The organism is Streptomyces sp. NPDC050433, from assembly GCF_044458565.1.
Classification (GTDB): Bacteria; Actinomycetota; Actinomycetes; order Streptomycetales; family Streptomycetaceae; genus Streptomyces.
Window position 1 is genome coordinate 83,513 of sequence record NZ_JBITIB010000029.1, and the last position, 25,838, is coordinate 109,350.

Here is a 25,838-nt window from a genome sequence, read left to right on the forward strand (position 1 = left end):
GGTCATCCTTGGCCCAGGGCGACGGAACAACGGAAGGGCGGGTCCATGGCGACGACGGCGGTGTACGACGAGATCGCGGACTGGTACGAGCACGATTTCCTCGCGGCGAGCGACACCGGGCACGCGGACCCGCTCGGTCTCGGCGACCTCATCGACGACCTGCTCGGCGAGGGCACCGGCAGCTGCCTGGAGATCGGCTGCGGCACCGGCATCCACGCCGCCCGCGTCCGGGCACTCGGCCGGACACCCGTCGGCGTGGACCTCTCCACCGGAATGCTGAGCCACGCGCGCGCCCGGCTGCCGGTGGCACGGGCGGACGCCGAGCGCCTGCCGCTGCGCACCGCGTCGGTCCCGGCGGCCCTCACGGTGATGACGCACACGGACATGCCCGGCTACCCGGCAGTGCTCCGCGAGGTCGCGCGGGTGCTGCGCCCCGGCGGAGTGTTCGTACACATCGGCGTCCACCCCTGCTTCTGCGGGAGCTTCGCCGACCGCAGCGACCCGGACGCGGTCGTCGTCCGGCCCGGCTATCTCGACGGGCACTGGACGACGGACTCCTGGACGGACCAGGGCCTGCGGGCCAAGGTCGGCGCCACGCACCGCCCGCTGCCGGAGCTGCTGCACGCGTTCCTGGACGCCGGCCTGACGCCGGAGCGGTTCGCCGAGTCCGGCGGTGCGACGCCCGTGGTGCTCGCCGTCAGGGCGAGGGCCGCCGGGTCCGGGGCGTAATGAGGATCATCAGGTGTACGTGGTCGACGTGCGCACCGGCGGGCCCCACGAACGTGTGAAAGAGGGCCTGATGGCCCCTTCTGTGTGAGTGCGCGCAACCGGCATGCCATACATTGCGGGCGTAATCATCTTTTTCTGTCTGGGTTTGCCCTGCCGGCATAGGCGAGTTCGCGTCGGTGGTCGGTGACCGAACTGGAGTTGGTGTGGCAGCACAGCCCGGATTTGACGTCGACGCCCAGCGGGAGAGCGACGACGACTCGTACGAGAACGAGCTGCCGGTACGGCGCAAGGAGCCCGGCAATGTCGTCATCAAGTGGCTGACCACCACCGACCACAAGACGATCGGCACGCTCTACCTCATCACGTCGTTCGCCTTCTTCATCATCGGCGGAATCATGGCGCTGGTCATGCGCGCCGAACTGGCCCGTCCCGGTATCCAGATCGTGTCGCACGAGCAGTTCAACCAGGCGTTCACGATTCACGGCACGATCATGCTGCTGATGTTCGCGACGCCGCTGTTCGCCGGATTCACCAACTGGATCATGCCGCTCCAGCTGGGGGCGCCCGATGTGGCGTTCCCTCGGCTGAACATTTTCGCCTACTGGCTCTATCTCTTCGGCTCGACCATCGTGGTGGCCGGCTTCCTCACTCCGCAAGGGGCCGCGGACTTCGGCTGGTTCGCCTATTCGCCGCTGTCGGACGCGGTCCGTTCACCGGGCATCGGCGCGGACCTGTGGATCATGGGTCTGGCCTTCTCAGGTTTCGGCACGATCCTCGGCTCGGTCAACTTCATCACCACGATCGTCTGCATGCGCGCACCCGGCATGACGATGTTCCGGATGCCGATCTTCTGCTGGAACGTGCTGCTCACCGTCGTACTGGTCCTGCTCGCCTTCCCCGTACTGGCCGCCGCGCTCCTCGCCCTCGAAGCCGACCGGAAATTCGGCGCGCACATCTTCGACTCCGCCAACGGCGGCGCGTTGCTGTGGCAGCACCTGTTCTGGTTCTTCGGCCATCCCGAGGTCTACATCATCGCCTTGCCGTTCTTCGGAATCGTCACCGAGATCATTCCGGTGTTCAGCCGCAAGCCGATCTTCGGTTACATCGGTCTGGTCGGCGCGACGATCGCCATCGCGGGTCTCTCCGCCACCGTATGGGCGCACCACATGTTCGTCACCGGTGGCGTGCTGTTGCCGTTCTTCTCCTTCATGACATTCCTGATCGCGGTGCCGACCGGTGTGAAGTTCTTCAACTGGATCGGCACGATGTGGAAAGGCTCGCTGTCCTTCGAGACACCGATGCTCTGGTCGATCGGATTTCTCGTCACCTTCCTTTTCGGCGGTCTGACAGGGGTGATCCTCGCGTCACCGCCGATGGACTTCCATGTCTCCGACTCGTACTTCGTGGTCGCGCACTTCCACTACGTCGTCTTCGGCACGGTGGTGTTCGCGATGTTCGCCGGTTTCCATTTCTGGTGGCCGAAGATGACCGGCAAGATGCTGGACGAACGGCTCGGCAAGATCACGTTCTGGACGCTGTTCGTCGGCTTCCACGGCACGTTCCTCGTACAGCACTGGCTGGGCGCGGAAGGTATGCCACGGCGTTACGCGGACTATCTCGCCGCCGACGGATTCACCACGCTGAACACCATCTCCACGATCAGCTCGTTTCTGCTGGGCCTGTCGATGCTGCCGTTCTTCTACAACGTCTGGAAGACCGCGAAGTACGGGAAGAACGTCGGGGAGGACGACCCGTGGGGCTACGGCCGCTCGCTCGAATGGGCGACTTCCTGCCCGCCGCCGCGGCACAACTTCCTCACGCTGCCGCGGATCCGCTCCGAAGCCCCGGCGTTCGACCTGCACCACCCGGAGTTCTCCGCCGTCGACGAAGCGCACAACGGAGGCCACAGGGGCGTCGTGGAGCCGGAGGCGGGCGTGGTCGGTCCTCCGGGGGACGACAAGGGCCGGTCGTGACCGGCGAGTCGTCACCGACGCCGGGCGAGGCCTCCGTGGGCATCCAGCAGTTGGAGGGCTATCTGCTCGCCCAGAGCCGGGTCCGGGAGGCCAGGACGCACGCCGTGATCTTCGCCGACCGGATGCCGTGGCTGACCACCGCGCAGCACGAAGAGGTGGTCGGCCTCTACACCCAGGACCACATCGCCATGTCCCGCCGGGCGCTGGAGACGGTGGTGGCGCGCGCCGCCGAACTGCGGGCGGAGTACACCGCGCGTTACGAATTGCTGAGGCGGCGCCTGGTCTGCGCGAGTCTCACCGCGCTGACCGGCGCCGCCTGTGTGGTGCTCTGGCACATCCCGCGCTGACGGCGGCGCGCCGCCGGCGGGCGCGGCGCCGGTTCAGTGGAGGGAGTGGACGACGGCGTGGCCCTTGCCTCGGCCGATCATCCACTTGTTGACCGGAGTGGTGATCATGAACGCGACGGCGAATCCGCCGAGGAGCGCGTACCAGAACAATCCGTCGGACAGGTGCGCGTCCATCGCTCCGGGAGTGAGCGCGATGATGCCGTTGTCGACGAGTTCCATGACGGCGATGGACACCGTGTCGGCGGCCAGCGCGATCTTGACTGCGGACTTCCAGTCGAGACCGGCCCTGCGGACCGCGAAGAGCGTGAAGGAGTAGCCGAAGACAAACGCCAGGGAGATCGCCAGGACCATGGTCGGTACGTTGCCCCACATCAGGGCGGTGCCGATGACCATGCCGAGGATCTCGCCGATGGCGCACCCGGTCAGGCAGTGCAGCGTCGCCTTGGCCGCCATGCTCCAGGACGCGCCGCCCGGCAGGTGTCCCGCGTGGTCGGTGTGGTCCATGGGTCTCGCCCCTCTTTCCGTGTCCGTCGGAGCCTCGGGCCCAGTGCCGGCCCGACAAAGGAATGATATACCCCCCAGGGGTATATTGGAAACGGTGCGGGTCACCGGCCCGTTCCGAGCGCCCGGAACGGGCCGGTGGGCGCAGGGATCCGTACGGGCCTACGGATCCCGTACGGCCCTACGGATCAGAGTCGGTCGAGGATCATGTTCAACTGCTCGACCTCCGCCGTCTGGGCCTTGATCACATCGGCGGCGAGCTTTTTCGCCTCGGCGCTCTCGCCGTTCTTCCGCTCCTCGCGGGCCATCTCGATCGCCCCGTTGTGATGCTCGATCATCAACTCCGCGAACTTCTTGTCGAAGGCGACGCCCTTGGCGGCGGTCAGATCCGTCATGTCCTGGTCGGACATCATCCCGGCGGCGCCGCCCGAGCCGTGGTCCATGCCGGGCATGCTCTCGTCGGCGGACTCCGGCTTGCCCCAGTCCTTGAGCCAGGAGCGCATGGTCGTGATCTCCGGGTCCTGGGCCTTCTTGATCTCCCCGGCCAGCGTCTTGATCTCGGCGCCGGAGGCACGGCCGTCGGCCAGTGCGGACATCTCCACGGCCTGCTGGTGGTGCGGGATCATCCCCTGGGCGAAGGCGACGTCCGCGTCGTTGAACGCCTCACCTTGGCTGTCGTCCCCGTCGCCGCACGCGGCGAGCAGGAGCGCCGAGGCGCTGATCGCGCCCACCACGGCGAGACGACGGGTCAGGGAACGGGCGCGCCGGTCGGCGCGCTTGATGGAACTCATGTCGGTACACCTCGTGCTCGGTCCTGCGGATGTGTGCGTACGCGGCTTCGTGCCTCTGAGGGCGGCTCGGCCTATATCCGCAGGACCGACAGAAACGTCAACTCCGGTGTACGGGGCGGGGGGTTGGGCCTCGGCGCGAGGGCGGCGCCCGCGAGCGGACCGGTGAACCAGGGGAGCCGCCGGGCGAACGCAGCCAGCAGGAGCCCGGCCGATGCCCACGTACTGAGCACCGCCACGCACAGCGAGGCCATGTCCATGCCGGTGCCGTCCATCCCCATGACCGGCTCGTCCGTCGGCGGCGTATGCGGGAGTTCGGGGGCGGCGTGGGCCGTCGCGCCCGCTCCCGAGCCGTACGCCTCGTCGGGATGCCCGACCGTGTGCATGGCGAACACCCCGAGCGTGAGCACGACGATCAGCAGGAGGCGCCCCACGGCGCTCCCCGCCCGCCCGAACCCACTCGCGTTCACCGCGCCACCCTTCCTGCCCATGCGTAACTGCTAAGTAGTTTAACGATAGCGCGGGAGGCAGGAGACATAGGATGGGCGGTCACCGGCGACGGAGGGAGCGGGGTGTGCGTCAACTCGGTGAGCTGGAGGCGGAGATCATGAACCGCCTGTGGTCCTGGGGACGTCCCGCGTCCGCACGCGACGTGCTCACGGACATCAACACGCGGCGGCCCATCGCCTACAGCACCGTCAAGACCGTGGCCGACATCCTCTACCGCAAGGGGATGCTCCGACGGGAGAAGGAGGGGCGGGCCTGGCTGTACGAGCCCACCTGCACGCGCCAGCAGTACACCGCAGCCCTCATGCAGGAAGCGCTCGGCGGCAATCCGGATCCGGCGGGCGCCCTCCTCAGCTTCGTGGAGCGGATCTCACCGGGCGAGGCAGACGCGCTCCGCGAGGCCCTGCGGGTGGCGAAGCGGCACGGAGGCACGCCGTGACCACGGCCGCCGTACTGGCCGGCCACGCCCTCGTGACGGGCACCCTGGCCCCGTACCTCCTGGCGCGGGCGACCCGGCTCCACCGCGTCCCGACGGCCGCGATCACCGCCTGGCTCGGGCTGGCCGTGACGTTCGTGGTCTCCGGCGCGCTCGCCTTCTACCATCTGCTTCTCTCCGGGCCGCACATGCACGACGGTCTCGTCGGCCTGCTCACCGCGTGCGGCCTGATGACCGGCGGCCCGGCGCGGAACGCGCCCCCGACCCCCACCGACCTCGCGGCCGTGCTGCTCCCGGCGGCTCTCGTGCTGCTCCCGGCGTTCGCCCTGGTACGGATCAGCTGGCGGATGCGCCGCGCCCGCCGCCGCCAACGTGACCTGCTCACCCTGGTCGGCAGCCCCGCGCCCGAATACGGTGCCACGGTCGTGGAGCACGAGGTGCCGGCCGTCTACTGCCTGCCGGGCCGCGCCCCGCGCGTCGTCGTCACCAGTGCCGCGATGCGCGTCCTCGACGACGAGCAACTGCGCGCCGTACTGGCCCATGAGCACGCCCACATCGCCGGTCGCCACCACCTGCTGCTCGCCGTGACGGAAGCCTTCGCCCGCGCGTTTCCCGGACTCCCGCTCGCCCGCCTGGTGCGGGAACAGACGGCGCTGCTGCTGGAGATGGCCGCCGACGACCGGGCCCTGCGCGGCCACCCCCGCGAGGTGCTCGCCGCCGCGATGTACGAGGTCGCGGCCGGCCGGACGCCGTACGTCGCGATGGGAGCGGGCGGCTCCGGCGCGCTCATCCGCATCCGCCGTGTCCTCGACCCGCACCCGAAACCCGGCCGCGCGACCCGCGCCGGCATCGTCCTGACCTCGTCGGCCGCCCCGCTGCTGCCCCTGCTGATCGCCTGCGGACCGGGCGCCTGAACGGCCGGTTGGTGCCCCCGTATCCTGGCGCGACCGAGAAAGGGAGAAGCCGACGATGGTACTGCTCGCGGTGATTCCGGCTCTCACGGTGGCCGGGTGCGGCGCCGTGGTGTGGTCGTCGCGCGGTGGACCCCGGTGGGTACGCGGCGTGGCGACAGCGAGCCTCGCTGCGGGCGAACTCGTCAAGCGCTCCGGCAGGAACAGAACCCGGAACAACGGCGGAAGCACCGACGGGAGCGTCGAGTAGCCGAGCGTGAGTGACCGAGCCCCTCGGTTATCGCGCCCGAGGGCCGGATTACTCTACTGTGGCCGTTCGCGCGCGGACAGTGATGGACGGGCGCCGACCGACCAGCAGATGGACTTACGGGGGCCTGTCGTGCAGACCGTTTTCGTCGACCGTGTGGAGCCGATGGAGGAGTTGCGCTCCATGGTCCTGGCGTTGGGCACGGGGCGGGGAAGCGCCCTGCTGGTCGACGGGGTCTCGGGGATGGGCAAGTCGTCCCTGCTGGGCGAGTTCGTACGGCGGCTGGGGGAGGCGGAGCCCGGCGGGGTGAACTGCCGTGTGGTCACGGCGCGCTGTCACCCGGAGATCGGGCAGGGGCTGATGTACGGGCCGGTGGTCGACATCCTGCTGAAGCTCGGCGCGCAGGCGGAGCAGCCCGGCCGGGTACGCCGCCTGCTCGGCGGCGCGGGCAGAGGCGTCAGTACCTCCGCACCGGAACTGCTGTCCTCGCTCGTACCGGGGCTGGGCGCGGTGCTGACGATAGGGCGGGAAGTCACCGAGGCCGCTCTCAACTCCGGTTCCATGCCCTTCGATTCGCTTCTTCCGTTCCAGCAGGGCGCGGCGGCGCAGATCGTGGATTCCCTGCTGGAACAGGCACGGTCGGGACCGCCCGTGATCCTGGTGATCGACGACGTCCAGAACATCGACCCCAGCAGCCTCCTCGTCCTGGACCGCCTGCTGCGGGCCCTTCCCGGTGAGCCCATCGGACTGGTGCTGAGCCACGCGACCGGTGAGGCGATGGACGACGGGGCTGCGAGCGTCGAGCAGTTGTTGAGGCGCTGGGAGAGCGAATCGCTCCTCCGCTCCCACTCGTTGGACGGCCTCCCGCAGGACGCGGTCGCCGAACTGGTCCGGTTACGGCATCCGCTGGCCCCGCCGGCGCTCTCGGCACGGCTGAATCTGCTGACGGCCGGACATCCCATCTTCGTCCAGCTCTGCCTCGACGAGTGGCGGCCCGGAAACGGCGACCAGGTGGTGCTGCCCGAAAGCCTCTCGCGGGTCGTCGAGGACCGGATGCGGCGCCTGGACGACGGCGACAGGGACCTGCTCATCACGGCGGCCACCCAGGGCGCCGTCTTCCTGTCGGGAACGGTGGCCGAGGCGGTCGGCACCCCCCACACGGAGGTGATGGACCGTCTGCACCGGATCGCACGGGCACGCCAGTTCATCACCCGCGCCGATCCGCCCGCCTGGGCGCAGACCGAGGCGTCGGACTGCTACCAGTTCGAGCACCAGGCCCTGTGGAAGGTGCTGTACTCCCAGCAGAGCCCACAGCAGCGGCGTTCGCGCCACGCCCGCATCGCCGCGGCCCTGTCGGCCGAGAGGGCGTACGACTCCCCGCTGGAGCGGCGCCTGGAGATCGCTCACCATCTTGACCAGGGCGGCTATGAGTGTCTGGCCGCGTCCGCGCGGGCGCACTACGCGCTGGCCCGGTCGGCCGCCATCGACGGGCTGTCCTTCGCGGAGGCCGAACGGCACTGCGAGACGGCGATCCAGGCGGCCCGTTCCCTGTCACGCGGCGAGCCGGGACGGGACCGGCTGCTGGTCGAGGCCATCGAGCTGCTGCTGTCGCTGACCGAGGTCCGGTGGCGCGGACAGCAGGAGTCGCGGGGACAGCCCGGTATCGACGCCCTGGCCGCCGAGGCCGAGCAGGCGGCCGAACGCTGCCAGGCTCCCGAACTCATCGCCCGTACGACGCTGCTGCGCGGGAAGACCCTGCTGGCCACCGAGGGGCTGGTGCCGGCCCTGGACAAGCTCCAGGAGGCGGTCGGCATCGCCGAACAGCAGAATGATCCGGTCGCCCTGTTCGTGGCGAAGGTCGAGTACGGCCGGCAGGCGTCCAAGCGCCGGCTCACCGACGGGCTGGAGCAGTTGGTGGAGGCCGAGCGGCTGTACGCCTCCGAGCCCCGGCTCGGCGGCAGCGGCGACCCCGTCCTTCAGCACGCGCGGAACCTCAACGAGATGCAGCTCGGCATCACCCTCTTCGACCTCGGCCGCCTCGGCGAGGCGCTCGGCCGTCTGCGCCGGTGCACCGATCGGCTGCGCGACGAACCGCTGCACGCCGAACTCCCCATCGCGCTCAACTATCTGGCGCAGATCCACCTCGGCCTCGGCGCGTACCCGGCCGCGGAGAGGGTGCTGGAAGAGGCACGGGAGGTGGAGTCCTCCCGCGGAGGTGACAGCGGCTGGCACGCGTACAACACCGCGCTGCTCGCGCTCCTGCGGGCGGCGGACCCCGGCCGGCGGGCCGAGAGCCTGGCTCTGATCGAGGACGCGTGGCTGGAGACCGAGCGCACCTGGCTGATCAACCTGGTGCCCATCGTCCGTAACCTGTACGCGACGGTGATGCTGACCACCGCACACGGCAGCCCCGAAGCACTCGCGACGGCGCACCGTCTGGCGACCGACACCGTCGTGGAAACCCGGCGGACCGGCATGGTCCGCAGCGAGATCGCCGCGCTCTCCCTGTGCGGCCGGGTCCGGCAGGCGCAGGGTGATACGGCGGGCGCCGCGGACTTCGCCCGGCAGGCCGTCGAACTGCTGCGGCGGACGGGCGACATGCCGGCGCTGCGCAGCGAGGAAGTCCTGTACCACGCCGCTCGGGCCCTCGCCGCGGTCGGTGCCGATCCGGAGGCGATGACGTTGTTGGAGCAGGCACGTGAACACGTGATGCGGAAGGCCGGCAGTCTCGACGACGAGACGCGCCGGGAATTCCTGCGGGAGCCGCTCAACCGGCTCGTCGTGCTGGGCGAACTGAGCGGTGAGTGAGGGCATGCGCGACCACGACGGAATGCCGGCCGGACAGCTGAAGCTGGGGGTGGCCGGTCTGGTCAGTATCAGCAAGCAGTTCCACTTCTCGGCCAGTCACGTGCTGGACAAACTGCCCTCGTGGCACCAGTGCGCCCGTATGCACGGGCACAACTACATCGTCGTCATGGAACTGTCGGCGCACCCCGACGAGCTGACCGAGGCAGGCTTCGTCCGGGACTACGCGGATCTCGACCGTTTCAAGACCTGGCTGGACGACACCCTCGACCACCGGCACCTCAACGACGTCATGCCGATCTCCACGTCGGCCGAGAACATCGCCCTGTGGATCTCCAGCCGGTGGACCGACGAGTATCCGGAGCTGACCGCCGTGTGGGTGTCGGAGACTCCCCGGACGTGGGCCGTCTACCGAGTGGAGCCGCGCCGCCCCGACCGGGCCGGGGCCGCGAGCGACTGACGCACCGCTGAAACGCTGTCCCTCAGCACTCGATGATGTTCACCGCGAGCCCGCCCCGCGCGGTCTCCTTGTACTTGACCGACATGTCGGCCCCGGTGTCCTTCATCGTCTTGATGACCTTGTCCAGGGACACCTTGTGGCTGCCGTCGCCGCGCAGCGCCATCTTCGCGGCCGTCACCGCCTTGACCGCCGCCATGCCGTTGCGCTCGATACACGGGATCTGTACGAGGCCGCCGACCGGGTCGCAGGTCAGTCCGAGGTTGTGCTCCATGCCGATCTCGGCCGCGTTCTCGACCTGTTCGGGGCTGCCGCCCAGGACCTCGGCGAGGGCGCCGGCCGCCATCGAGCAGGCCGAGCCGACCTCGCCCTGGCAGCCGACCTCGGCGCCCGAGATGGACGCGTTCTCCTTGAAGAGCATGCCGATCGCGCCGGCGGCGAGCAGGAAGCGGACGATGTCGTCGTCCTTCTCGGCGTCCGTGTGGCCGGCCGCGGCGAAGTTCAGGTAGTAGTGCAGCACCGCCGGGATGATGCCCGCCGCGCCGTTGGTGGGGGCGGTGACGACGCGCCCGCCCGCCGCGTTCTCCTCGTTGACCGCCATCGCGTAGAGGGTGATCCACTCCATCGCGTGGGCCGCCGGGTCGCCCTCGGCGCGCAGTTGCCGGGCCGAATTCGCCGCGCGGCGGCGGACCTTGAGGCCGCCGGGCAGGATGCCCTCGCGCGTCATGCCGCGTGACACGCACGTCCGCATGGCCGCCCAGATCTCCAGCAGGCCCTGGCGGATCTCGGTCTCGGTGCGCCACGCCTTCTCGTTCTCCAGCATCAGCGCGGAGATCGAGAGCCCGGTGTCGCGTGCCAGCCGCAGCAGTTCGTCACCGCTGCGGAAACGGTACGTCAGCACCGTGTCGTCCAGTTTGATGCGGTCCTCGCCCGCCCCGTCCTCGCCAAGGGCGTCGGTGTCCACGACGAAGCCGCCGCCCACCGAGTAGTACGTCTTCTCGAGCAGGGTCGCGCCCGTGGAGTCGTACGCGAAGACCGTCATGCCGTTCGCGTGGTACGGCAGGGCCTTGCGCCGGTGCAGGATCAGGTCCGCGTCGGCGTCGAAGGGGATCTCGTGCATCCCGAGCAGACTGATCCGGCCATCCGTGCGGATGGCCTCCACCCGCGCGTCGGCGGACTCGATGTCGACCGTACGGGGGGATTCGCCCGCCAGGCCCAGCAGCACCGCCTTGGGCGTCCCGTGGCCGTGCCCGGTGGCGCCGAGCGAGCCGAACAGTTCGGCGCGTACGGACGCGGTGTGGGCCATCAGGCCCTCGTTCTTCAGCCGCCGGGCGAAGAGGCCCGCCGCGCGCATGGGGCCGACCGTGTGGGAACTGGACGGGCCGATGCCGATCGAGAACAGGTCGAAGACCGAGATGGCCACGGTGGGACTCCTTGCAGGGAGGGGCACCCGACGCCGTCGTCTGCCGGGGTGGTGCAGAAACCGCATATACAGGGTGGAACGGTACGGGGCACCGCGCACGCCGGTCGGGTGCGCGCGGTGCCGCCGTGAGTACGGGCCTTCGCCGCGGGTGCGCCTACAGGCCGGGGTACAGCGGGTGCTTCGCCGCCAGCGCCGTCACACGCGCCGCCAGGGCGTCGCGGTCGAACTCCGGCTTCAGCGCCGCCGCGATGACATCGGCGACCTCGGTGAAGTCCTCGGCCGTGAAGCCGCGGGTGGCGAGCGCCGGGGTGCCGATCCGCAGGCCGGAGGTGACCATCGGCGGGCGCGGGTCGTTCGGGACGGCGTTGCGGTTGACCGTGATGCCGATCTCGTGCAGCTGGTCCTCGGCCTGCTGGCCGTCCAGCTCCGAGTTCCGCAGGTCGACCAGGACCAGATGCACGTCCGTACCGCCGGACAGGACCGAGACGCCGGCCTCGGTGACGTCGTCCTGGACCAGGCGCTCGGCGAGGATGCGGGCGCCGTCCAGCGTGAGCTGCTGGCGCGCCTTGAACTCCTCGCTCGCCGCGACCTTGAAGGACACCGCCTTCGCCGCGATCACATGCTCCAGCGGACCGCCCTGCTGACCGGGGAAGACCGCGGAGTTGATCTTCTTCGCCAGCTCCTGCGTGGAGAGGATCACGCCACCGCGCGGGCCGCCCAGCGTCTTGTGCGTGGTCGTGGTGACGACATGCGCGTGCGGCACCGGGTTGGGGTGCAGACCCGCGGCGACCAGACCGGCGAAGTGCGCCATGTCGACCATCAGGTACGCGTCGACCTCGTCCGCGATCCGGCGGAACGCGGCGAAGTCGAGCTGACGCGGATACGCGGACCAGCCGGCCACAATGAGCTTCGGGCGGGACTCCTTGGCCAGGCGCTCGACCTCGGCCATGTCGACCTGGCCGGTCTCCTCGTCGACGTGGTAGGCGACCACGTTGTAGAGCTTGCCGGAGAAGTTGATCTTCATGCCGTGCGTCAGATGGCCGCCGTGGGCCAGATTCAGACCCATGATCGTGTCGCCGGGCTTCAGCAGCGCGAACATCGCCGCGGCGTTGGCCTGCGCGCCGGAGTGCGGCTGGACGTTGGCGTGCTCGGCGCCGAAGAGGGCCTTCACCCGGTCGATCGCGATGGTCTCGATGACATCGACGTGCTCGCAGCCGCCGTAGTAGCGGCGGCCCGGATAGCCCTCGGCGTACTTGTTGGTCAGGACGGAGCCCTGCGCCTCCATGACGGCGACGGGGGCGAAGTTCTCCGACGCGATCATTTCGAGCGTCGACTGCTGGCGGTGGAGTTCGGCGTCGACGGCGGCGGCGACGTCGGGGTCGAGCTCATGGAGAGAGGAGTTGAGGAGCGACTTCGAAGTCATCACAGTCCCTGGGGTCTCAGTTGCCGGAGAATTCGGTGTACTCGTCGGCGGAGAGCAGGTCCTTCGGCTCCTCCGCGACGCGTACCTTGAACAGCCAGCCGCCCTCGAAGGGTGCGGAGTTCACCAGCGAGGGGTCGTCCACGACGTCCTGGTTCGCCTCGGTGACCTCACCCGTCACGGGGGAGTACAGGTCGCTGACCGACTTGGTCGACTCCAGCTCGCCGCAGGTCTCGCCCGCGGTCACCGAGTCACCGACCGCCGGGAGCTGGGCGTACACGACGTCGCCGAGGGCGTTCGCCGCGAACTCCGTGATGCCGACCGTCGAGACGCCGTCGTCGGCGCTCGACAGCCACTCGTGCTCCTTGCTGTAGCGCAGCTGCTGGGGGTTGTCCATGGCGTGAATTCTCCTGTACGCGGGGGAGTGGTGCGGAACATGTGTCTTGCGGAGTGAGACGCGGGTGCGGTACCTCGCGGTACGGGGGCTACTTCCGGCGCTTGTAGAAGGGCAGCGCGACGACCTCGTACGGCTCGACCGAGCCCCGGATGTCGACCCCGACGCCCGCCGTGCCCGCCGCGGCGTGCGGGGCGTCCACGTAGGCCATGGCGATCGGCCTGCCCAGCGTGGGCGACGGGGCGCCCGAGGTGACATGGCCCACCACGGCGTCGCCGGCCACCACCGGGTATCCGGCACGCGGCACCCGGCGGCCCTCGGCGACGAGCCCGACCAGCTTGCGCGGCGGCGCGGTCTCGGCGCGCTCGGCGGCGGCCTCCAGCGCCTCACGGCCCACGAAGTAGCCCTCCTTCTCGAACTTGACGACCCTGCCCAGGCCCGCGTCGAAGGGGGTGAGACCAGTGGTCAGCTCCTGCCCGTACAGCGGCATCCCCGCCTCCATACGGAGGGTGTCGCGGCACGAGAGCCCGGCCGGTACGAGTCCGGCGGGCGCGCCCGCCGCCATCAGGGCCTGCCACAGCCCTTCCGCGTGCCCGGGCGCCACGAACAGCTCGAAGCCGTCCTCACCCGTGTAGCCGGTACGGGCGATCAGCGCGGGCACACCGGCGACGGTGCCGGGCAGCCCGGCGTAGTACTTGAGCCCGGCCAGGTCGGCGTCGGTGAGCGAGGCCAGGATGCCGGGCGACTGGGGGCCCTGGACGGCGAGCAGCGCGTACGCGTCGCGGTCGTCCCGCACCTCGGCGTCGAAGTCCGCGGCGCGGCCGGTCAGCTCGTCCAGCACCACCTGCGCGTTGGAGGCGTTCGCGACGACCATGAACTCGGGGGCGCCGTGGGTGTCGAGGCGGTACACGATCAGGTCGTCCAGGATTCCGCCGTCCTCCTGGCAGATCATGGTGTAGCGGGCCCGGCCCACGGCGAGGGTGCCGATGTTGCCCACCAGCGCGTAGTCCAGCGCCTCGGCCGCCTGCGTACCGGTGACGGTGATCTCGCCCATGTGGGAGAGGTCGAAGAGCCCCGCCTTCGTACGGACGGCGAGGTGTTCCTCGCGCTCGCTGGCGTAGCGCAGCGGCATGTCCCAGCCGGCGAAGTCGGTCATCGTGGCGCCCAGCGAGCGGTGCACGGCGTCGAGCGCGGTGAGGCGCGGGGCGTCAGGACCGGCCGCTTCGGGGGCGGGGGTGTGAGACGTATTGCTCATAGGTGTGGCTCCCAGGGCATGACAGAGAGGACAATCCTCCCCATCTGTCATCGGAACCTGAGAGGTTCATCACGACCGTACGTACACACGTATGCGCACGGAGGTCGTGACTTGCACCTTGGGTGGAACCGCCTGGCGGCGACTCGCTTTTCAGATCTGCCTCGTCCGCGCGGTACTGGGCCTGAGAGATTCAAGGGAGGAACTTGCTCCTTCGGCGCCCGGCACCCATGGTGACCAGGACTCTCCCGCGCGGATTCGAACGGCCGGTATGGAGTTGGCGCGCACATCATCGCATGCGTCGGCCTCGGCCGACAGGGCAGTGATCAGCAAAAGGCTTGGTGCCGTATTACCAGTTCTTTACACTTCATGGGCAAGGGTCTTCGGCCATGGCGATGGACCCGACAGGGGGAGGGCGATGACGTTGCAGCGGTCCCGCGCAGGCGCGTACGCGACGACCACGGGGGTGCCCGCCCAGCCGCAGGCGGTCCCGCGCCGGGCCCTGGCGGCGGTGCCGCCGGTCGTCCGGGATCTGCGGGAGCGGGGGCGCGCGGGGCCCCGGAGCCTGACGTTCGGCGACGGCGACGTGGTCGTCGTCTCCGGCCTGCCGGGCAGCGGGAAGTCCACGCTGATCGGCCGGGCCGCCGCCGGACGGGGGATCGACTCGCAGGACACCCGTGACCGCTGGGCGCGCAGGGTGCCCGGCCGGCTGCCGTACGCCGTCTACCGGCCGCTGGTGCGCCTCGCGCACTACGCGGGGCTGCGGCGGGCGCTGCGCTCCGGCGAGAGCGTCGTCGTGCACGACTGCGGCACCCAGGCGTGGGTCCGGCGCTGGCTGGCACGCGAGGCGCGCAGACGCGGCAGACGGCTCCATCTGGTCCTGCTCGACGTGACCCCGAAGACGGCCCGCGCGGGCCAGCGCGAGCGTGGACGCGGGGTCTCCGGTTACGCCTTCGCCCGCCACCGCCGCGCGGTGGCCCGCCTGGTCGCGGACGCGGAGGGGGGCCGTCTCCCGGCGGGCTGCGCTTCGGCGGTCCTGCTGGACCGCGACTCGGCGGGCGCGCTGCACCGGATCGATTTCCCGGCGGCGTGACGGGCGGTCCTCCTCGACCGGGCACAGGGGCGGCGACCCCGCGGTCGGCGTTAGGGTTCTGCGCGGTACCAGGGGCGGCGGCGGGCAGCGCGCGCGGCGACATCGGGAGAGTCAGTGAACACAGCATGGCCGGGCAACGAGTTGGAAGAGGTGCTCGCGGCCTCGCTCGGGAACGCGGCCGCGGGCGGGCGGCTGGTCGAGGTCCTGGGGCGCAGCCGGCTGTGGGTGCCGCTGCCCAACGGCGGCGGACCCGACAGCCCCGCGCTCGATCTGCCCACCCTGGAGATCGAGGGCGCGCCGTACGTCCCCGTCTTCAGCTCCGAGCAGCAGTTCCTCCAGTGCGTCGGCGCCCATATGCCCTTCACCGTCGCCCCGGCCCGTGAGTTCGCCCGCGGTCTGCCCCCGCGGCTCGGCATCGCCGTGAACCCCGGCGGCATGGTCGGCGCGCCGCTGCCGCCGCTCGCCGTCGCGGAGCTGTGCCGGGTGGGCCGTACGCCGCTGGACGGACCCGCGAGCGGGGGCAGGGTGCGCCTCTTCGAGCCCGACTGGCAGGAGGATCCGGTCGACTTCCTGACGGCGGCGGCCGAGGAGTTCGAGGCGTCCGGCGTCGTCCTCACCGCCCGCCGCGGTCTCGCCAGCATCGAGGGCGAGCCCCCGGTGCTCTTCGTCGGCGTCCAGCTCTCCTCCTGGGAGGCCGCCGAGCGCAACGCGCCCATGGACGCCCTCGGCCGGGCCCTCGGCCGTGTCCAGGTCGGCTGGCCGGTCAATCTCGTACTGCTGGACGCCACCCAGGATCCGGTCGGCACCTGGATGCTGGAGCGGGTGCGGCCCTTCTACCAGCGGACGGTCGCACCGCCCGGGTAACACGCCGTGGCGGCCGGCGCCGGAACCGGCCATGAGCCGCCGGTCTAAGCTGGTTTGATGGGCCGGCCGGTCACGCGCCCGAAGCGGGGAGGCCGGTCCGGATGGTGGACGAAGAGGGGCGGGACCAAGAGTGAGCGCGTCAGGCACCGCGGCGACGGGGCAGGTCGAGCACATGCTGCGCCAGGTGACGCCAGGACGCTACGACGCCTACGAGGCGCTGCTCCAGGCACTCGCCGACGGCTCCTCCGGCCAGGTGTGGATGCTGCTCTGGCACGGCCGCGCGGGCTCGCCCGACGCGCAGTACGGGAACATGGAGGTCGACGGCCTCGGCTACGCGCCCTGCGTCACCTCCGCCCAGGAGCTGTCCGTCAGCGGCTGGAACCGCGCGCACGAGGTCGTGGGCGGCCGTGACATCGCCCGCGCCCTCTACCCCGAACGCTGGGGGATCTGGCTGAACCCGCACGCGCCCGGCGGCGGCGTCGGCATCCCGTGGCCCGACCTGCGCCGGATCGCCACCGGTCTCGACCGGATGCCGGCGGGACCGCTGCGGCTGTCCGAACCGGCCGTGGAGATCCCGCAGTTCTACGCGCTGCTCACCCAGAACGCCCATCGCACCCCCGCCGTACGGTCGTTGCGCCGTGCCTGGGTCCATCCCGCCCTGGGCGCACCGTATCTGACGATCGGTCTGGATCTGTACGACACGAGCCCGGCGTCCGTCGACGCGGTGCGCGCGATGATGCAGCAGTCCATCGGCGCGGTGCCCGAGGGGCTGCCGGTCTCCACCGTCGCGATGTCCGACGAGTACGACCCCGTCACGATGTGGCTGCGGGCCAACTCCCGGCCGTTCTACGACCGGGAGGCCCACGGGGCACCCCCGGCCGCCCCCGGTTACGGCTACCCGCCGGCCGCCCCGCGCGCCTACTGACCCGCGCGGTGGCGTACCGACCAGTACCCCGAGCCGTACGGGACGACGTACCGTACGTCCTCCGGACGCCGCGAGCCGTATCGAAACGTGGCGAAAACGCCTCGCCGTTCCGCTCAGGCGATCACAACGTCCGGATAACGGTAGGTGTCTGACTCCATCACGTTTGGGCAAACATTCCCCTTGACCACTGGCGGGTGATCACTACGGCCATGAAGACTCCCGGCAGCGGGGACCGTCGGTCCTTTGTGCGAGCAGCCCAGCATCGCTCCACGGGAAGCCCTTGACGGGACGCTTCCGCGACACCGGCACCGAAGCACCCAGCGTGCGCCAACTGATGCGAGACAGGCCGTTACAACGGCGGGTACGGGGCCGGGGACCGCCGGCCAGGAGGGGTCGAAGACGTTGTGACCGCACCGATCGAGACCACCAAGTCGGCTGCCGAAGTGCAGCCGGAGGCAGTGCTCACGGGCGCCAAGCAGAGCCAGATCGAGGGTCGTTCGCTCGGCCGAATAGCCTGGACGCGCTTCAAGCGCGACAAGGCCGCCGTGGCCGGCGGCATCGTTGTCATCCTCCTGGTCCTCCTCGCGATCCTGGCCAAGCCCATCCAGGCCGTCTTCGGTCTCGACCCCAACGCGCTGAACCAGGACCTGGTGGACCCGCAGCTCCTCGCCCCCAAGGGCGCCTGGGGCGGGACGAGCTGGGACCATCCGCTCGGTGTGGAGCCCGGCCTCGGCCGTGACCTCCTCGCCCGCATCATCGAGGGCTCCTGGGTCTCGCTCCTCGTCGCCGCCGGAGCCACCCTGCTCTCCGTGGCCATCGGCACCCTCCTCGGCGTCGTCGCCGGCTACTACGGAGGCTGGGTCGACGCCGTCGTCAGCCGGCTGATGGACACCTTCCTCGCCTTCCCGCTGCTGCTCTTCGCGATCTCGATCTCGGCCGCCCTCCAGGACGGCGCCTTCGGACTCAGCGGACTGCCCCTGCGGATCGGTGTGCTGATCTTCGTGATCGGCTTCTTCAACTGGCCCTACATGGGCCGGATCGTGCGCGCGCAGACCATGAGCCTGCGCCGGCGCGAGTTCGTCGACGCGTCCCGAAGTCTGGGGGCCCGAGGGCCCTTCATCCTCTTCAGGGAACTGCTGCCGAACCTGGTGGCGCCGATCCTCGTCTACTCGACGCTGCTGATCCCCACCAACATCCTCTTCGAGGCCGGTCTGAGCTTCCTCGGCGTGGGCATCGCCCCGCCGCAGGCCTCGTGGGGCGGCATGCTCACCACCGCGGTGGACCTGTACGAGGTCGATCTGCACTACATGTTCGTGCCAGGCATGGCGATCTTCATCACCGTGCTGGCGTTCAACCTGCTGGGTGACGGTCTGCGTGACGCACTCGACCCCCGCAGCAAGTGACCCCCCCGGTAATAACCGCATCACCCAGCACCATCCACAGCGGCCGACCTTCAGCTCCGTGCCGTATCCATTGATAGAGGGGCTTTCCTCAGGATGAAGACCAAGAAAGCGACAGCTGTCCTGGCGACAGCCATCGTGCTGGCGCTCAGCGCGTCGGCTTGCGGCGGCTCGGACAGCAAGGACAACAACAGCAAGGGCGGCGGCGCCGGCGTCGACGCCGGACTGACCTCGGTCGTCAACAAGTCCGACAAGAAGGGGGGCACCGTCACCTTCGAGCACTCGGACGTGCCGGACTCCCTCGACCCGGGCAACACCTACTACGGCTGGGTGCAGAACTTCTCCCGGCTGTACGGCCGTACGCTCACCACCTTCAAGCCGGCCGCCGGCAAGGAAGGCCTGGAGGTCGTCCCCGACCTCGCCGAGTCGCTGGGTGAGCCGAGCGCGGACGCCAAGACGTGGACGTACAAGCTCCGCAAGGGCGTCAAGTTCGACGACGGCAGCCCGGTCACGTCCAAGGACGTCAAGTACGCCATCGAGCGCAGCAACTTCGCGCCCGAGGCCCTGTCGCACGGCCCCACCTACTTCAAGGCGTACCTGGTGGGCGGCGAGGCGTACAAGGGTCCGTACAAGGACAAGTCCGCCGAGGGCCTGAAGTCCATCGAGACCCCGGACGACCAGACCATCGTCTTCAAGCTCAACAAGCCGTTCGCCGACTTCGACTACCTGGCGACCTTCTCGCAGACGGCCCCCGTGCCGCAGGCGAAGGACAAGGGCGCCGAGTACGTCAAGGCGATCTCGTCGTCGGGCCCGTACAAGTTCGAGTCGTACAACGAGGGCCGCAGCGCGACCCTCGTGCGCAACCCGCACTGGGACAAGGCCACCGACCCGATCCGCCCGGCGCTCGCCGACAAGATCACCATCAAGTTCAAGGTCAACCCCACCACGGTCGACCAGCACCTGATGAGCGACAACATCACGGTGGACGCCGCGGGCACCGGCCTTCAGACGAAGACCCAGCCCAAGGTCCTCACCAAGCAGAGCGAGAAGGCGAAGACGGACAACTCGTACGCCGGCGCCACCTCGTACCTCGCGCTGTCGACGAAGGTGAAGCCCTTCGACAACGCGGACTGCCGCAAGGCCGTCCACTACGCGATCGACAAGGCGTCCGTCCAGGCCGCGCTCGGTGGCGACACCAAGGGCGACGTGGCGAGCACTCTGCTCCCGCCGACGGTCAACGGGTACCAGAAGTTCGACCTGTACCAGACCGAGGGCAACAAGGGCGACGTCACCAAGGCCAAGGCCGCGCTCGCGGACTGCGGTCAGCCGAACGGCTTCAAGACCAACCTGACGGCCCGCTCCGACCGCCCCGACGAGGTGCAGATGGCGACCGCCATCCAGGCCTCGCTGAAGAAGGTCGGCATCCAGGCCGAGATCAAGCAGTACCCGTCGGGCAAGTACTTCGGTAACTTCGCCGGTGTTCCGAGCTACGTCAAGGAGCACGACCTCGGCATGATGATGATGGCGTGGGGCGCCGACTGGCCGACCGGCTTCGGCTTCCTCGACCAGATCGTCAACGGCTCCGCCATCAAGCCCTCGGGCGGCAACAACCTGATGGAGCTGGACGACCCGAAGATCAACAAGGCGCTCTCGGACGGCATCGCGCAGACCGACGAGGCCGCCCGCACCAAGGCGTGGGGCGAGGTCGACAAGCTCGTCCTGGAGAACGCCTCGGCCGTGCCGCTGATCTACCGCAAGAACCTGCTGTACCGCCCGGACTCGGCGACCAACGTCACCGTGACCCAGGCGTACCTCGGTATGTACGACTACCTGCTGATCGGCTCCACCACCTGATTCCGCGGTAGAGCCTTCCCAACCCCCCGAAATGCCTGAAAGGCAGGTGAAGGCATCGGGTCCGTCGGCCGGGTCACCCCCGGCCGGCGGACCCGGCGCCGATCGGCTGTGACTGCGTACATCATCCGACGCGTGATCGCCGCGGTAATGCTGTTGCTGGTGGTCAGCGCAGTCACCTTCGCGATCTTCTTCCTTGTCCCACGGCTCGGTGGGCAGACGATCGACCAGCTGGCCGTCCAGTACGTCGGTAAGGACGCCAACCCCGACTCGATCGCCGCCGTCAAGGCGAACCTGGGGCTCGACCAGCCCCTCTACACCCAGTACTTCGACTTCATCAAGGGCATCTTCGTCGGCGCCGAGTACAACTTCGGCCCCGACCCGTCCATGTGCAACGCGCCCTGCTTCGGCTACTCCTTCAAGACGCACGTCGAGGTGTGGCCCGAGCTGATGGACCGGGTGCCGATCACGTTCTCCCTGGCCATCGGTGCCGCGGTGATCTGGCTGCTCTCCGGTGTCGCCATCGGTGTCCTCTCGGCGCTCAAGCGGGGCTCGATCTTCGACCGCTTCGCCATGACGCTGGCCCTCGCCGGCGTCTCGCTGCCGATCTTCTTCACCGGCATGCTCGGTCTCGCCCTGTTCACCGTCCAGTGGCCCCTGTGGGGCGACGGTGTCAACTACGTCCCGTTCGCGGAGAATCCGGCGGACTGGGCGTGGAACCTGATCATCCCCTGGTGCAGCCTCGCCTTCCTCTACTCCGCCCTGTACGCCCGGCTCACCCGCGCCGGCATGCTGGAAGTGATGGGGGAGGACTACATCCGTACGGCACGGGCCAAGGGCCTGCGGGAGAGCACGGTCGTCGCCAAGCACGGACTGCGGTCCGCGCTGACGCCCATCGTCACGATCTTCGGTATGGACTTCGGCCTGCTGCTCGGCGGCGCCGTCATCACCGAACAGGTCTTCTCCCTCCAGGGCATGGGCTCGTACGCGATCCAGTCGGTGAAGGACGCCGACCTGCCGATCGTGATGGGTGTGACCCTGTTCGCCGCCTTCTTCATCGTCTTCTGCAATCTGCTGGTGGACCTGGTGTACGCCGCCATCGACCCCAGGGTGAGGTACTCGTGAGCGAGGTTTCCAAGGAGCAGTCAGCCGTACAGGTGCCCCATCCCGCGTCCGCTCCGGGGGAGCCGGTGGTCGCCAGGGCCGGGGGGCCCGGCGGGTCCGGCTCGGGGGAGCCCTTCCTCTCCGTACGCGACCTGCGTATCCACTTCAGCACCGACGACGGTCTGGTGAAGTCGGTCGACGGCGTCAGCTTCGACGTCCGGGCCGGCCAGACCCTCGGCATCGTGGGTGAGTCCGGCTCCGGCAAGTCGGTCACCTCGCTCGGCGTCATGGGCCTGCACCGCTCCGCCAACGCCGCGATATCGGGCGAGGTCTGGCTGGACGGCGAGGAGTTGGTGGGGGCCGACCCCGACCACGTACGGCGGCTGCGCGGCCGGAAGATGGCCATGATCTTCCAGGACCCGCTGTCCGCGATGCACCCGTACTACCGCATCGGCGCGCAGATCGTGGAGGCGTACCGCGTCCACCACAAGGTCAGCAAGAAGACCGCCCGCGCGCGGGCGATCGAGATGCTGGACCGGGTCGGCATCCCCGAACCGCAGAAGCGTGTCGACAGCTATCCGCACGAGTTCTCCGGCGGTATGCGCCAGCGCGCGATGATCGCGATGGCCCTGGTCAACAACCCCGAACTGCTCATCGCCGACGAGCCGACGACCGCCCTGGACGTGACCGTCCAGGCACAGATCCTCGATCTCATCAGGGATCTGCAGAAGGAGTTCGGCTCCGCCGTCATCATGATCACCCATGACCTCGGGGTGGTCGCCGAGATGGCCGACGACCTGCTGGTCATGTACGGCGGCCGGTGCGTCGAGCGCGGACCGGCCGAGAAGGTCTTCTACGAGCCGCAGCACCCCTACACCTGGGGCCTGCTGGGGTCGATGCCCCGCATCGACCGCGAGCAGACGGAACGGCTCGTGCCCGTCAAGGGCCAGCCGCCGTCGCTCATCAACGTGCCGCAGGGCTGCGCCTTCAACCCGCGGTGTCCCTACGCGGATGTGCCCAAGGACGGCATCACGCGCACGGAGCGCCCCGAGCTGAGGCAGGTCGGCGCCGGGCACCACTCCGCCTGCCATATGTCGCAGGAGGAGCGGACCAAGATCTGGACCGAAGAGATTGCGCCGAAGCTGTGAGCGCCGAAGCGATGAGCAACGCAAAGGATCCCGCTGTGGCGGACACGACGGTAGAGGACAGGGCGGGTGAGCCCCTGCTGAGGGTGGAGGGGCTGGTCAAGCACTTCCCCGTCAAGAAGGGGCTGTTGCAGCGCCAGGTCGGCGCCGTCAAGGCGGTCGACGGGCTGTCGTTCGACGTCCACCCCGGCGAAACGCTCGGCGTCGTCGGCGAGTCCGGCTGCGGCAAGTCGACCATGGGGCGGCTGATCACGCGGCTGGACGAACCGACCGGCGGGCGGATCGAGTTCCAGGGCCACGACATCACGCACATGTCGGCGGGCAAGATCCGGCCGCTCCGCCGCGACGTGCAGATGATCTTCCAGGACCCGTACTCGTCGCTGAACCCGCGCCACACGATCGGCACGATCGTCGGCGCGCCGTTCAAGCTCCAGAACGTGGAGCCCGAGGGCGGGGTCAAGAAGGAGGTCCAGCGGCTGCTGGGCCTGGTGGGCCTGAGCCCCGAGCATTACAACCGCTATCCGCACGAGTTCTCCGGCGGTCAGCGCCAGCGCATCGGTATCGCGCGGGCGCTGGCGCTGAGCCCGAAGCTGGTCGTCGCCGACGAGCCGGTCTCCGCGCTGGACGTGTCGATCCAGGCGCAGGTGGTGAACCTGCTGGACGACCTCCAGGACGAGCTGGGGCTCACGTACGTGATCATCGCGCACGACCTCTCGGTCATCCGCCATGTGTCGGACCGGATCGCCGTCATGTACCTCGGCAAGATCGTCGAGCTGTCGGACCGCAAGTCGCTGTACGAGCGGCCGATGCACCCGTACACGAAGGCGCTGCTGTCCGCGGTGCCGGTGCCGGATCCGAGGCGGCGCGGGGCCAAGAGCGAGCGGATCCTGCTTAGGGGCGATGTGCCGTCGCCGCTGTCGCCGCCCAGCGGCTGCCGGTTCCACACCCGGTGCTGGAAGGCGACCGAGGTGTGCCGGACGGTGGAGCCGCCGCTGATCCGGCTGGAGCCGGGGCACGAGGCGGCCTGCCACCACCCGGAGAACGCGCCGGACCAGATTCCGGACGACACGAAGGTGCTGGCGTCGGCGCGGGAGGCGATCGCGCTGGTGGGTGAGGCGGTCGTGGGTGACACGGCGGTCGGTGACACGGCGGTCGGTGGCACCGCGAAGGACGCGAGCGCGCCGGAGACCTCCGAGGCCCCGAAGGGGCTCACCAAGGAGTAGCCGTACGCGTACATGGGCATGCCCCCCGCTCGCATGGTCCACCATGCGGACGGGGGGCTTCCGCGTCGTACGGGAGTTTCACCCGGTTTCACCCCGCCCAACTGCGTCTCACCTGGGATGACTTGACTGGTTGGGGTGTGATGCCCCGGAGTTGGTCCATTTGTCGACCGTCCGGATCTCAGGTCTGCAACTCCGCATTGCGATCTGTTCATTTGGCACTTTCTTGACTGTAATGTTCGGCCGTCAAGACCGAGCTCACGACTCGTCGGACCCCTGAGGTGGACCATGCGAATATTCAAGTCCCGAGCCGCTGGAGCGATCGTCACGGCCTTGGCCGTCGCGCTGATCGCCACCGGCTGCTCCAGTGAGCGCGACGAGGAAGGTGACTCGGGCGGCGCGAAGGACACCTTCGTCTTCGGCGGCCCCGGTGACCCCGGCTCGCTCGACCCGGCGCTCGCCAGCGACGGCGAGACCTTCCGGGTCACCCGGCAGGCCTTCGAGGCGCTGCTGAAGCACGAGTCGGGCGGCAGCGAGCTGGCCCCCGCGCTGGCCGAGAAGTGGTCGAGCAACGAGGCCGGCACGGTCTGGACGTTCAACCTCCGCAAGGACGTGACCTTCCACGACGGCGAGAAGTTCAACGCCGCCGCCGTCTGCGCGAATTACGACTACTGGTTCAACTGGACGGGCACGTACCAGTCCAGCGCGGTCTCCTACTACTGGCAGACCGTCATGGGCGGCTTCGCGAAGAACGAGGACCCCGAGACGCCGAAGGCGAACTACAAGTCCTGCACCGCGAAGGACGACAGCACCGCCGTCATCGAGGTCAACGAGCCCTCCGCGAACCTGCCGGGCGGCTTCTCCCTCCAGGCGCTGGCGATCCACTCGCCGAAGGCCCTGAAGGAGTACGCGAAGCAGGAAGCCACCGCCAAGGGTGACGCGATCACGTACCCCAAGTACAGCCAGGTGGCCGGTACGGTCGCGGGCACGGGGCCGTACAAGATCAGCGAGTGGAACAAGGGCAACAAGGAAGTCTCGCTGGAGCGTTACGACGACTACTGGGGCGCCAAGGCGAAGATCAAGAATCTGGTCTTCCGCACCATCGACACCGAGGACGGCCGCCGCCAGGCCCTCCAGGCCGGTGACATCGACGGCTACGACCTGGTCGCGCCCGCCGATGTGAAGACCCTGGAGAGCGACGGCTTCCAGGTCCCCACGCGCGACGTCTTCAACATCTTCTACGTCGGTATGAGCCAGGGGAAGAACAAGGCGCTGAAGAAGCCCGAGGTCCGGCAGGCCATCGCGCACGCCATCGACCGGGACAACCTGGTCAAGACGCAGCTTCCCGAAGGCGGCGTCGTGGCAACGCAGTTCATGCCCGACACGGTCGCCGGCTACTCGGACGCCGTACAGAAGTACCCCTTCGACACCGCCAAGGCCAAGCAGCTCCTCGGGGACGCCGGTGAGGGCGCGCTGAAGGTCGAGTTCTGCTACCCGACCGAGGTCACCCGCCCGTACATGCCCGCTCCGCAGGACATGTTCGAGCTGATGAAGGCCGACCTGGAGAAGGCCGGCATCACCGTCACGCCGAAGCCGATGAAGTGGGCGCCGGACTATCTGGACGCCACCGAGGCGGGCGGCTGCGAGCTGCACATGCTGGGCTGGACCGGTGACTTCAACGACGGCTACAACTTCATCGGTACCTGGTTCGCCGAGTACGACAAGCAGTGGGGCTTCAAGGACAAGGGCATCTTCGACGCGATGAAGGCCGCGTCGACGGAGACCGACCCGGCGAAGCGGACGGACCTCTACAAGAAGGCCAACGAGACGATCATGGCGTACCTGCCGGGTGTGCCGATCTCCTCGTCGCCGCCGGCGATCGCCTTCGCCGACGACATCAACCCGCCGAAGGTCTCCCCGCTGACGCAGGAGAACTTCTCCGAGGCGTCCTTCAAGTAACGGCATCTGCCAGGGTCCGCCCGGCCGGCGGCGCACGAACCGCGGCCGGGCGGACCCCTCCTACGTCCTTACGCACCGAAGAAAGGG

At 69.2% G+C, this 25,838-nt stretch carries 23 protein-coding genes and 1 riboswitch; of the genes, 16 read left to right on the forward strand and 7 right to left on the reverse strand.

Annotation, left to right across the window (positions count from 1 at the left end):
* Positions 1–45: 45 nt before the first annotated feature.
* The 3 genes from ACIBLA_RS29630 (at position 46) to ACIBLA_RS29640 (ending at position 3,049) form a co-directional block, all read left to right on the forward strand.
* Entirely contained in the window at positions 46–729 is a 684-nt protein-coding gene (locus tag ACIBLA_RS29630; protein WP_363243288.1) for a class I SAM-dependent methyltransferase, read from the forward strand.
* A gap of 203 nt (positions 730–932) precedes the next feature.
* Positions 933–2,702, forward strand: a complete 1,770-nt coding sequence (gene ctaD, locus ACIBLA_RS29635) for a cytochrome c oxidase subunit I (protein WP_363243287.1) — start codon at positions 933–935, stop codon at positions 2,700–2,702.
* Complete coding sequence (locus tag ACIBLA_RS29640; RefSeq protein WP_363243286.1) at positions 2,699–3,049, forward strand: hypothetical protein; 351 nt, start codon at positions 2,699–2,701, stop codon at positions 3,047–3,049. The genes ctaD and ACIBLA_RS29640 overlap by 4 nt, the downstream gene beginning before the upstream one ends.
* A gap of 33 nt (positions 3,050–3,082) precedes the next feature.
* On the opposite strand, the gene ACIBLA_RS29645 is transcribed toward ACIBLA_RS29640, so the two are convergent.
* The 3 genes from ACIBLA_RS29645 to ACIBLA_RS29655 all read right to left on the reverse strand — a co-directional run bounded on the left by ACIBLA_RS29645 (position 3,083) and on the right by ACIBLA_RS29655 (position 4,829).
* Positions 3,083–3,553, reverse strand: coding sequence for a DUF4396 domain-containing protein (locus ACIBLA_RS29645; RefSeq protein ID WP_399200392.1), 471 nt, complete (start codon positions 3,551–3,553; stop codon positions 3,083–3,085).
* A 185-nt stretch (positions 3,554–3,738) separates the two neighbouring features.
* Positions 3,739–4,341, reverse strand: coding sequence for a DUF305 domain-containing protein (locus ACIBLA_RS29650; protein WP_363243284.1), 603 nt, complete (start codon positions 4,339–4,341; stop codon positions 3,739–3,741).
* A 71-nt stretch (positions 4,342–4,412) separates the two neighbouring features.
* A complete protein-coding gene (locus ACIBLA_RS29655) occupies positions 4,413–4,829 on the reverse strand; it encodes a hypothetical protein (protein ID WP_363243283.1) in 417 nt (138 codons plus the stop codon).
* 83 nt (positions 4,830–4,912) lie between these two features.
* Between ACIBLA_RS29655 and ACIBLA_RS29660 the strand changes: the two genes are divergently transcribed.
* From ACIBLA_RS29660 to ACIBLA_RS29675, 4 genes are all read left to right on the forward strand, one after another.
* The gene (locus ACIBLA_RS29660) at positions 4,913–5,284 is read left to right on the forward strand and encodes a BlaI/MecI/CopY family transcriptional regulator (RefSeq protein ID WP_399200394.1); all 372 of its coding nucleotides are present in this window, start codon (positions 4,913–4,915) and stop codon (positions 5,282–5,284) included.
* Positions 5,281–6,195, forward strand: coding sequence for a M56 family metallopeptidase (locus ACIBLA_RS29665; protein WP_363243281.1), 915 nt, complete (start codon positions 5,281–5,283; stop codon positions 6,193–6,195). Before ACIBLA_RS29660 ends, ACIBLA_RS29665 begins: the two co-directional genes overlap by 4 nt.
* 376 nt (positions 6,196–6,571) lie before the next feature.
* A complete protein-coding gene (locus ACIBLA_RS29670) occupies positions 6,572–9,247 on the forward strand; it encodes an ATP-binding protein (protein ID WP_399200395.1) in 2,676 nt (891 codons plus the stop codon).
* Between the two features lie 22 nt (positions 9,248–9,269).
* On the forward strand, positions 9,270–9,704 hold the full coding sequence (locus ACIBLA_RS29675; RefSeq protein WP_399200405.1) for a 6-pyruvoyl trahydropterin synthase family protein: 435 nt from the start codon (positions 9,270–9,272) through the stop codon (positions 9,702–9,704).
* Between the two features lie 22 nt (positions 9,705–9,726).
* Here ACIBLA_RS29675 and ACIBLA_RS29680 read toward each other — a convergent pair whose 3' ends face one another.
* The 4 genes from ACIBLA_RS29680 to gcvT all read right to left on the reverse strand — a co-directional run bounded on the left by ACIBLA_RS29680 (position 9,727) and on the right by gcvT (position 14,193).
* Positions 9,727–11,124 carry an L-serine ammonia-lyase gene (locus ACIBLA_RS29680; RefSeq protein WP_363243278.1) on the reverse strand — a complete coding sequence of 466 codons (1,398 nt, stop codon included), beginning with the start codon at positions 11,122–11,124 and terminating at the stop codon, positions 9,727–9,729.
* Between the two features lie 154 nt (positions 11,125–11,278).
* Positions 11,279–12,547: a serine hydroxymethyltransferase gene (gene glyA, locus ACIBLA_RS29685; protein ID WP_399200396.1), complete on the reverse strand. Its 1,269-nt coding sequence runs from the start codon at positions 12,545–12,547 to the stop codon at positions 11,279–11,281.
* A gap of 16 nt (positions 12,548–12,563) precedes the next feature.
* Entirely contained in the window at positions 12,564–12,941 is a 378-nt protein-coding gene (gene gcvH / locus ACIBLA_RS29690) for a glycine cleavage system protein GcvH (RefSeq protein ID WP_363243276.1), read from the reverse strand.
* Between the two features lie 88 nt (positions 12,942–13,029).
* Positions 13,030–14,193 carry a glycine cleavage system aminomethyltransferase GcvT gene (gene gcvT, locus ACIBLA_RS29695; protein WP_363243275.1) on the reverse strand — a complete coding sequence of 388 codons (1,164 nt, stop codon included), beginning with the start codon at positions 14,191–14,193 and terminating at the stop codon, positions 13,030–13,032.
* 160 nt (positions 14,194–14,353) lie between these two features.
* A riboswitch (glycine riboswitch) is annotated at positions 14,354–14,451 on the reverse strand.
* A gap of 157 nt (positions 14,452–14,608) precedes the next feature.
* Between gcvT and ACIBLA_RS29700 the strand changes: the two genes are divergently transcribed.
* From ACIBLA_RS29700 to ACIBLA_RS29740, 9 genes are all read left to right on the forward strand, one after another.
* Positions 14,609–15,283 carry an AAA family ATPase gene (locus tag ACIBLA_RS29700; RefSeq protein WP_399200397.1) on the forward strand — a complete coding sequence of 225 codons (675 nt, stop codon included), beginning with the start codon at positions 14,609–14,611 and terminating at the stop codon, positions 15,281–15,283.
* A gap of 114 nt (positions 15,284–15,397) precedes the next feature.
* On the forward strand, positions 15,398–16,147 hold the full coding sequence (locus ACIBLA_RS29705) for an enhanced serine sensitivity protein SseB (protein WP_363243273.1): 750 nt from the start codon (positions 15,398–15,400) through the stop codon (positions 16,145–16,147).
* Positions 16,148–16,277: 130 nt separating this feature from the next.
* Positions 16,278–17,072 carry an enhanced serine sensitivity protein SseB C-terminal domain-containing protein gene (locus ACIBLA_RS29710; protein WP_363243272.1) on the forward strand — a complete coding sequence of 265 codons (795 nt, stop codon included), beginning with the start codon at positions 16,278–16,280 and terminating at the stop codon, positions 17,070–17,072.
* A gap of 404 nt (positions 17,073–17,476) precedes the next feature.
* Positions 17,477–18,475: an ABC transporter permease gene (locus tag ACIBLA_RS29715; protein ID WP_363243271.1), complete on the forward strand. Its 999-nt coding sequence runs from the start codon at positions 17,477–17,479 to the stop codon at positions 18,473–18,475.
* 93 nt (positions 18,476–18,568) lie between these two features.
* On the forward strand, positions 18,569–20,326 hold the full coding sequence (locus ACIBLA_RS29720) for an ABC transporter substrate-binding protein (protein WP_363243270.1): 1,758 nt from the start codon (positions 18,569–18,571) through the stop codon (positions 20,324–20,326).
* A 108-nt stretch (positions 20,327–20,434) separates the two neighbouring features.
* Entirely contained in the window at positions 20,435–21,448 is a 1,014-nt protein-coding gene (locus ACIBLA_RS29725; protein ID WP_363243269.1) for an ABC transporter permease, read from the forward strand.
* Complete coding sequence (locus ACIBLA_RS29730; protein WP_399200398.1) at positions 21,445–22,575, forward strand: ABC transporter ATP-binding protein; 1,131 nt, start codon at positions 21,445–21,447, stop codon at positions 22,573–22,575. The genes ACIBLA_RS29725 and ACIBLA_RS29730 overlap by 4 nt, the downstream gene beginning before the upstream one ends.
* 11 nt (positions 22,576–22,586) lie before the next feature.
* Positions 22,587–23,795, forward strand: coding sequence for an ABC transporter ATP-binding protein (locus tag ACIBLA_RS29735; RefSeq protein ID WP_399200399.1), 1,209 nt, complete (start codon positions 22,587–22,589; stop codon positions 23,793–23,795).
* Positions 23,796–24,080: 285 nt separating this feature from the next.
* Complete coding sequence (locus tag ACIBLA_RS29740; protein WP_363243267.1) at positions 24,081–25,751, forward strand: ABC transporter substrate-binding protein; 1,671 nt, start codon at positions 24,081–24,083, stop codon at positions 25,749–25,751.
* Positions 25,752–25,838: the final 87 nt, after the last annotated feature.

Coding starts and splice junctions, on each gene's coding strand:
- ACIBLA_RS29630 (WP_363243288.1), top strand. CDS start 46: ATGGCGACGACGGCGGTGTACGACGAGATCGCGGACTGGTACGAGCAC.
- ACIBLA_RS29645 (WP_399200392.1), bottom strand. CDS start 3,553: ATGGACCACACCGACCACGCGGGACACCTGCCGGGCGGCGCGTCCTGG.
- ACIBLA_RS29650 (WP_363243284.1), bottom strand. CDS start 4,341: ATGAGTTCCATCAAGCGCGCCGACCGGCGCGCCCGTTCCCTGACCCGT.
- ACIBLA_RS29655 (WP_363243283.1), bottom strand. CDS start 4,829: ATGGGCAGGAAGGGTGGCGCGGTGAACGCGAGTGGGTTCGGGCGGGCG.
- ACIBLA_RS29675 (WP_399200405.1), top strand. CDS start 9,270: ATGCCGGCCGGACAGCTGAAGCTGGGGGTGGCCGGTCTGGTCAGTATC.
- glyA (WP_399200396.1), bottom strand. CDS start 12,547: ATGACTTCGAAGTCGCTCCTCAACTCCTCTCTCCATGAGCTCGACCCC.
- gcvH (WP_363243276.1), bottom strand. CDS start 12,941: ATGGACAACCCCCAGCAGCTGCGCTACAGCAAGGAGCACGAGTGGCTG.
- gcvT (WP_363243275.1), bottom strand. CDS start 14,193: ATGAGCAATACGTCTCACACCCCCGCCCCCGAAGCGGCCGGTCCTGAC.
- ACIBLA_RS29700 (WP_399200397.1), top strand. CDS start 14,609: ATGACGTTGCAGCGGTCCCGCGCAGGCGCGTACGCGACGACCACGGGG.
- ACIBLA_RS29720 (WP_363243270.1), top strand. CDS start 18,569: ATGAAGACCAAGAAAGCGACAGCTGTCCTGGCGACAGCCATCGTGCTG.
- ACIBLA_RS29735 (WP_399200399.1), top strand. CDS start 22,587: ATGAGCAACGCAAAGGATCCCGCTGTGGCGGACACGACGGTAGAGGAC.
- ACIBLA_RS29740 (WP_363243267.1), top strand. CDS start 24,081: ATGCGAATATTCAAGTCCCGAGCCGCTGGAGCGATCGTCACGGCCTTG.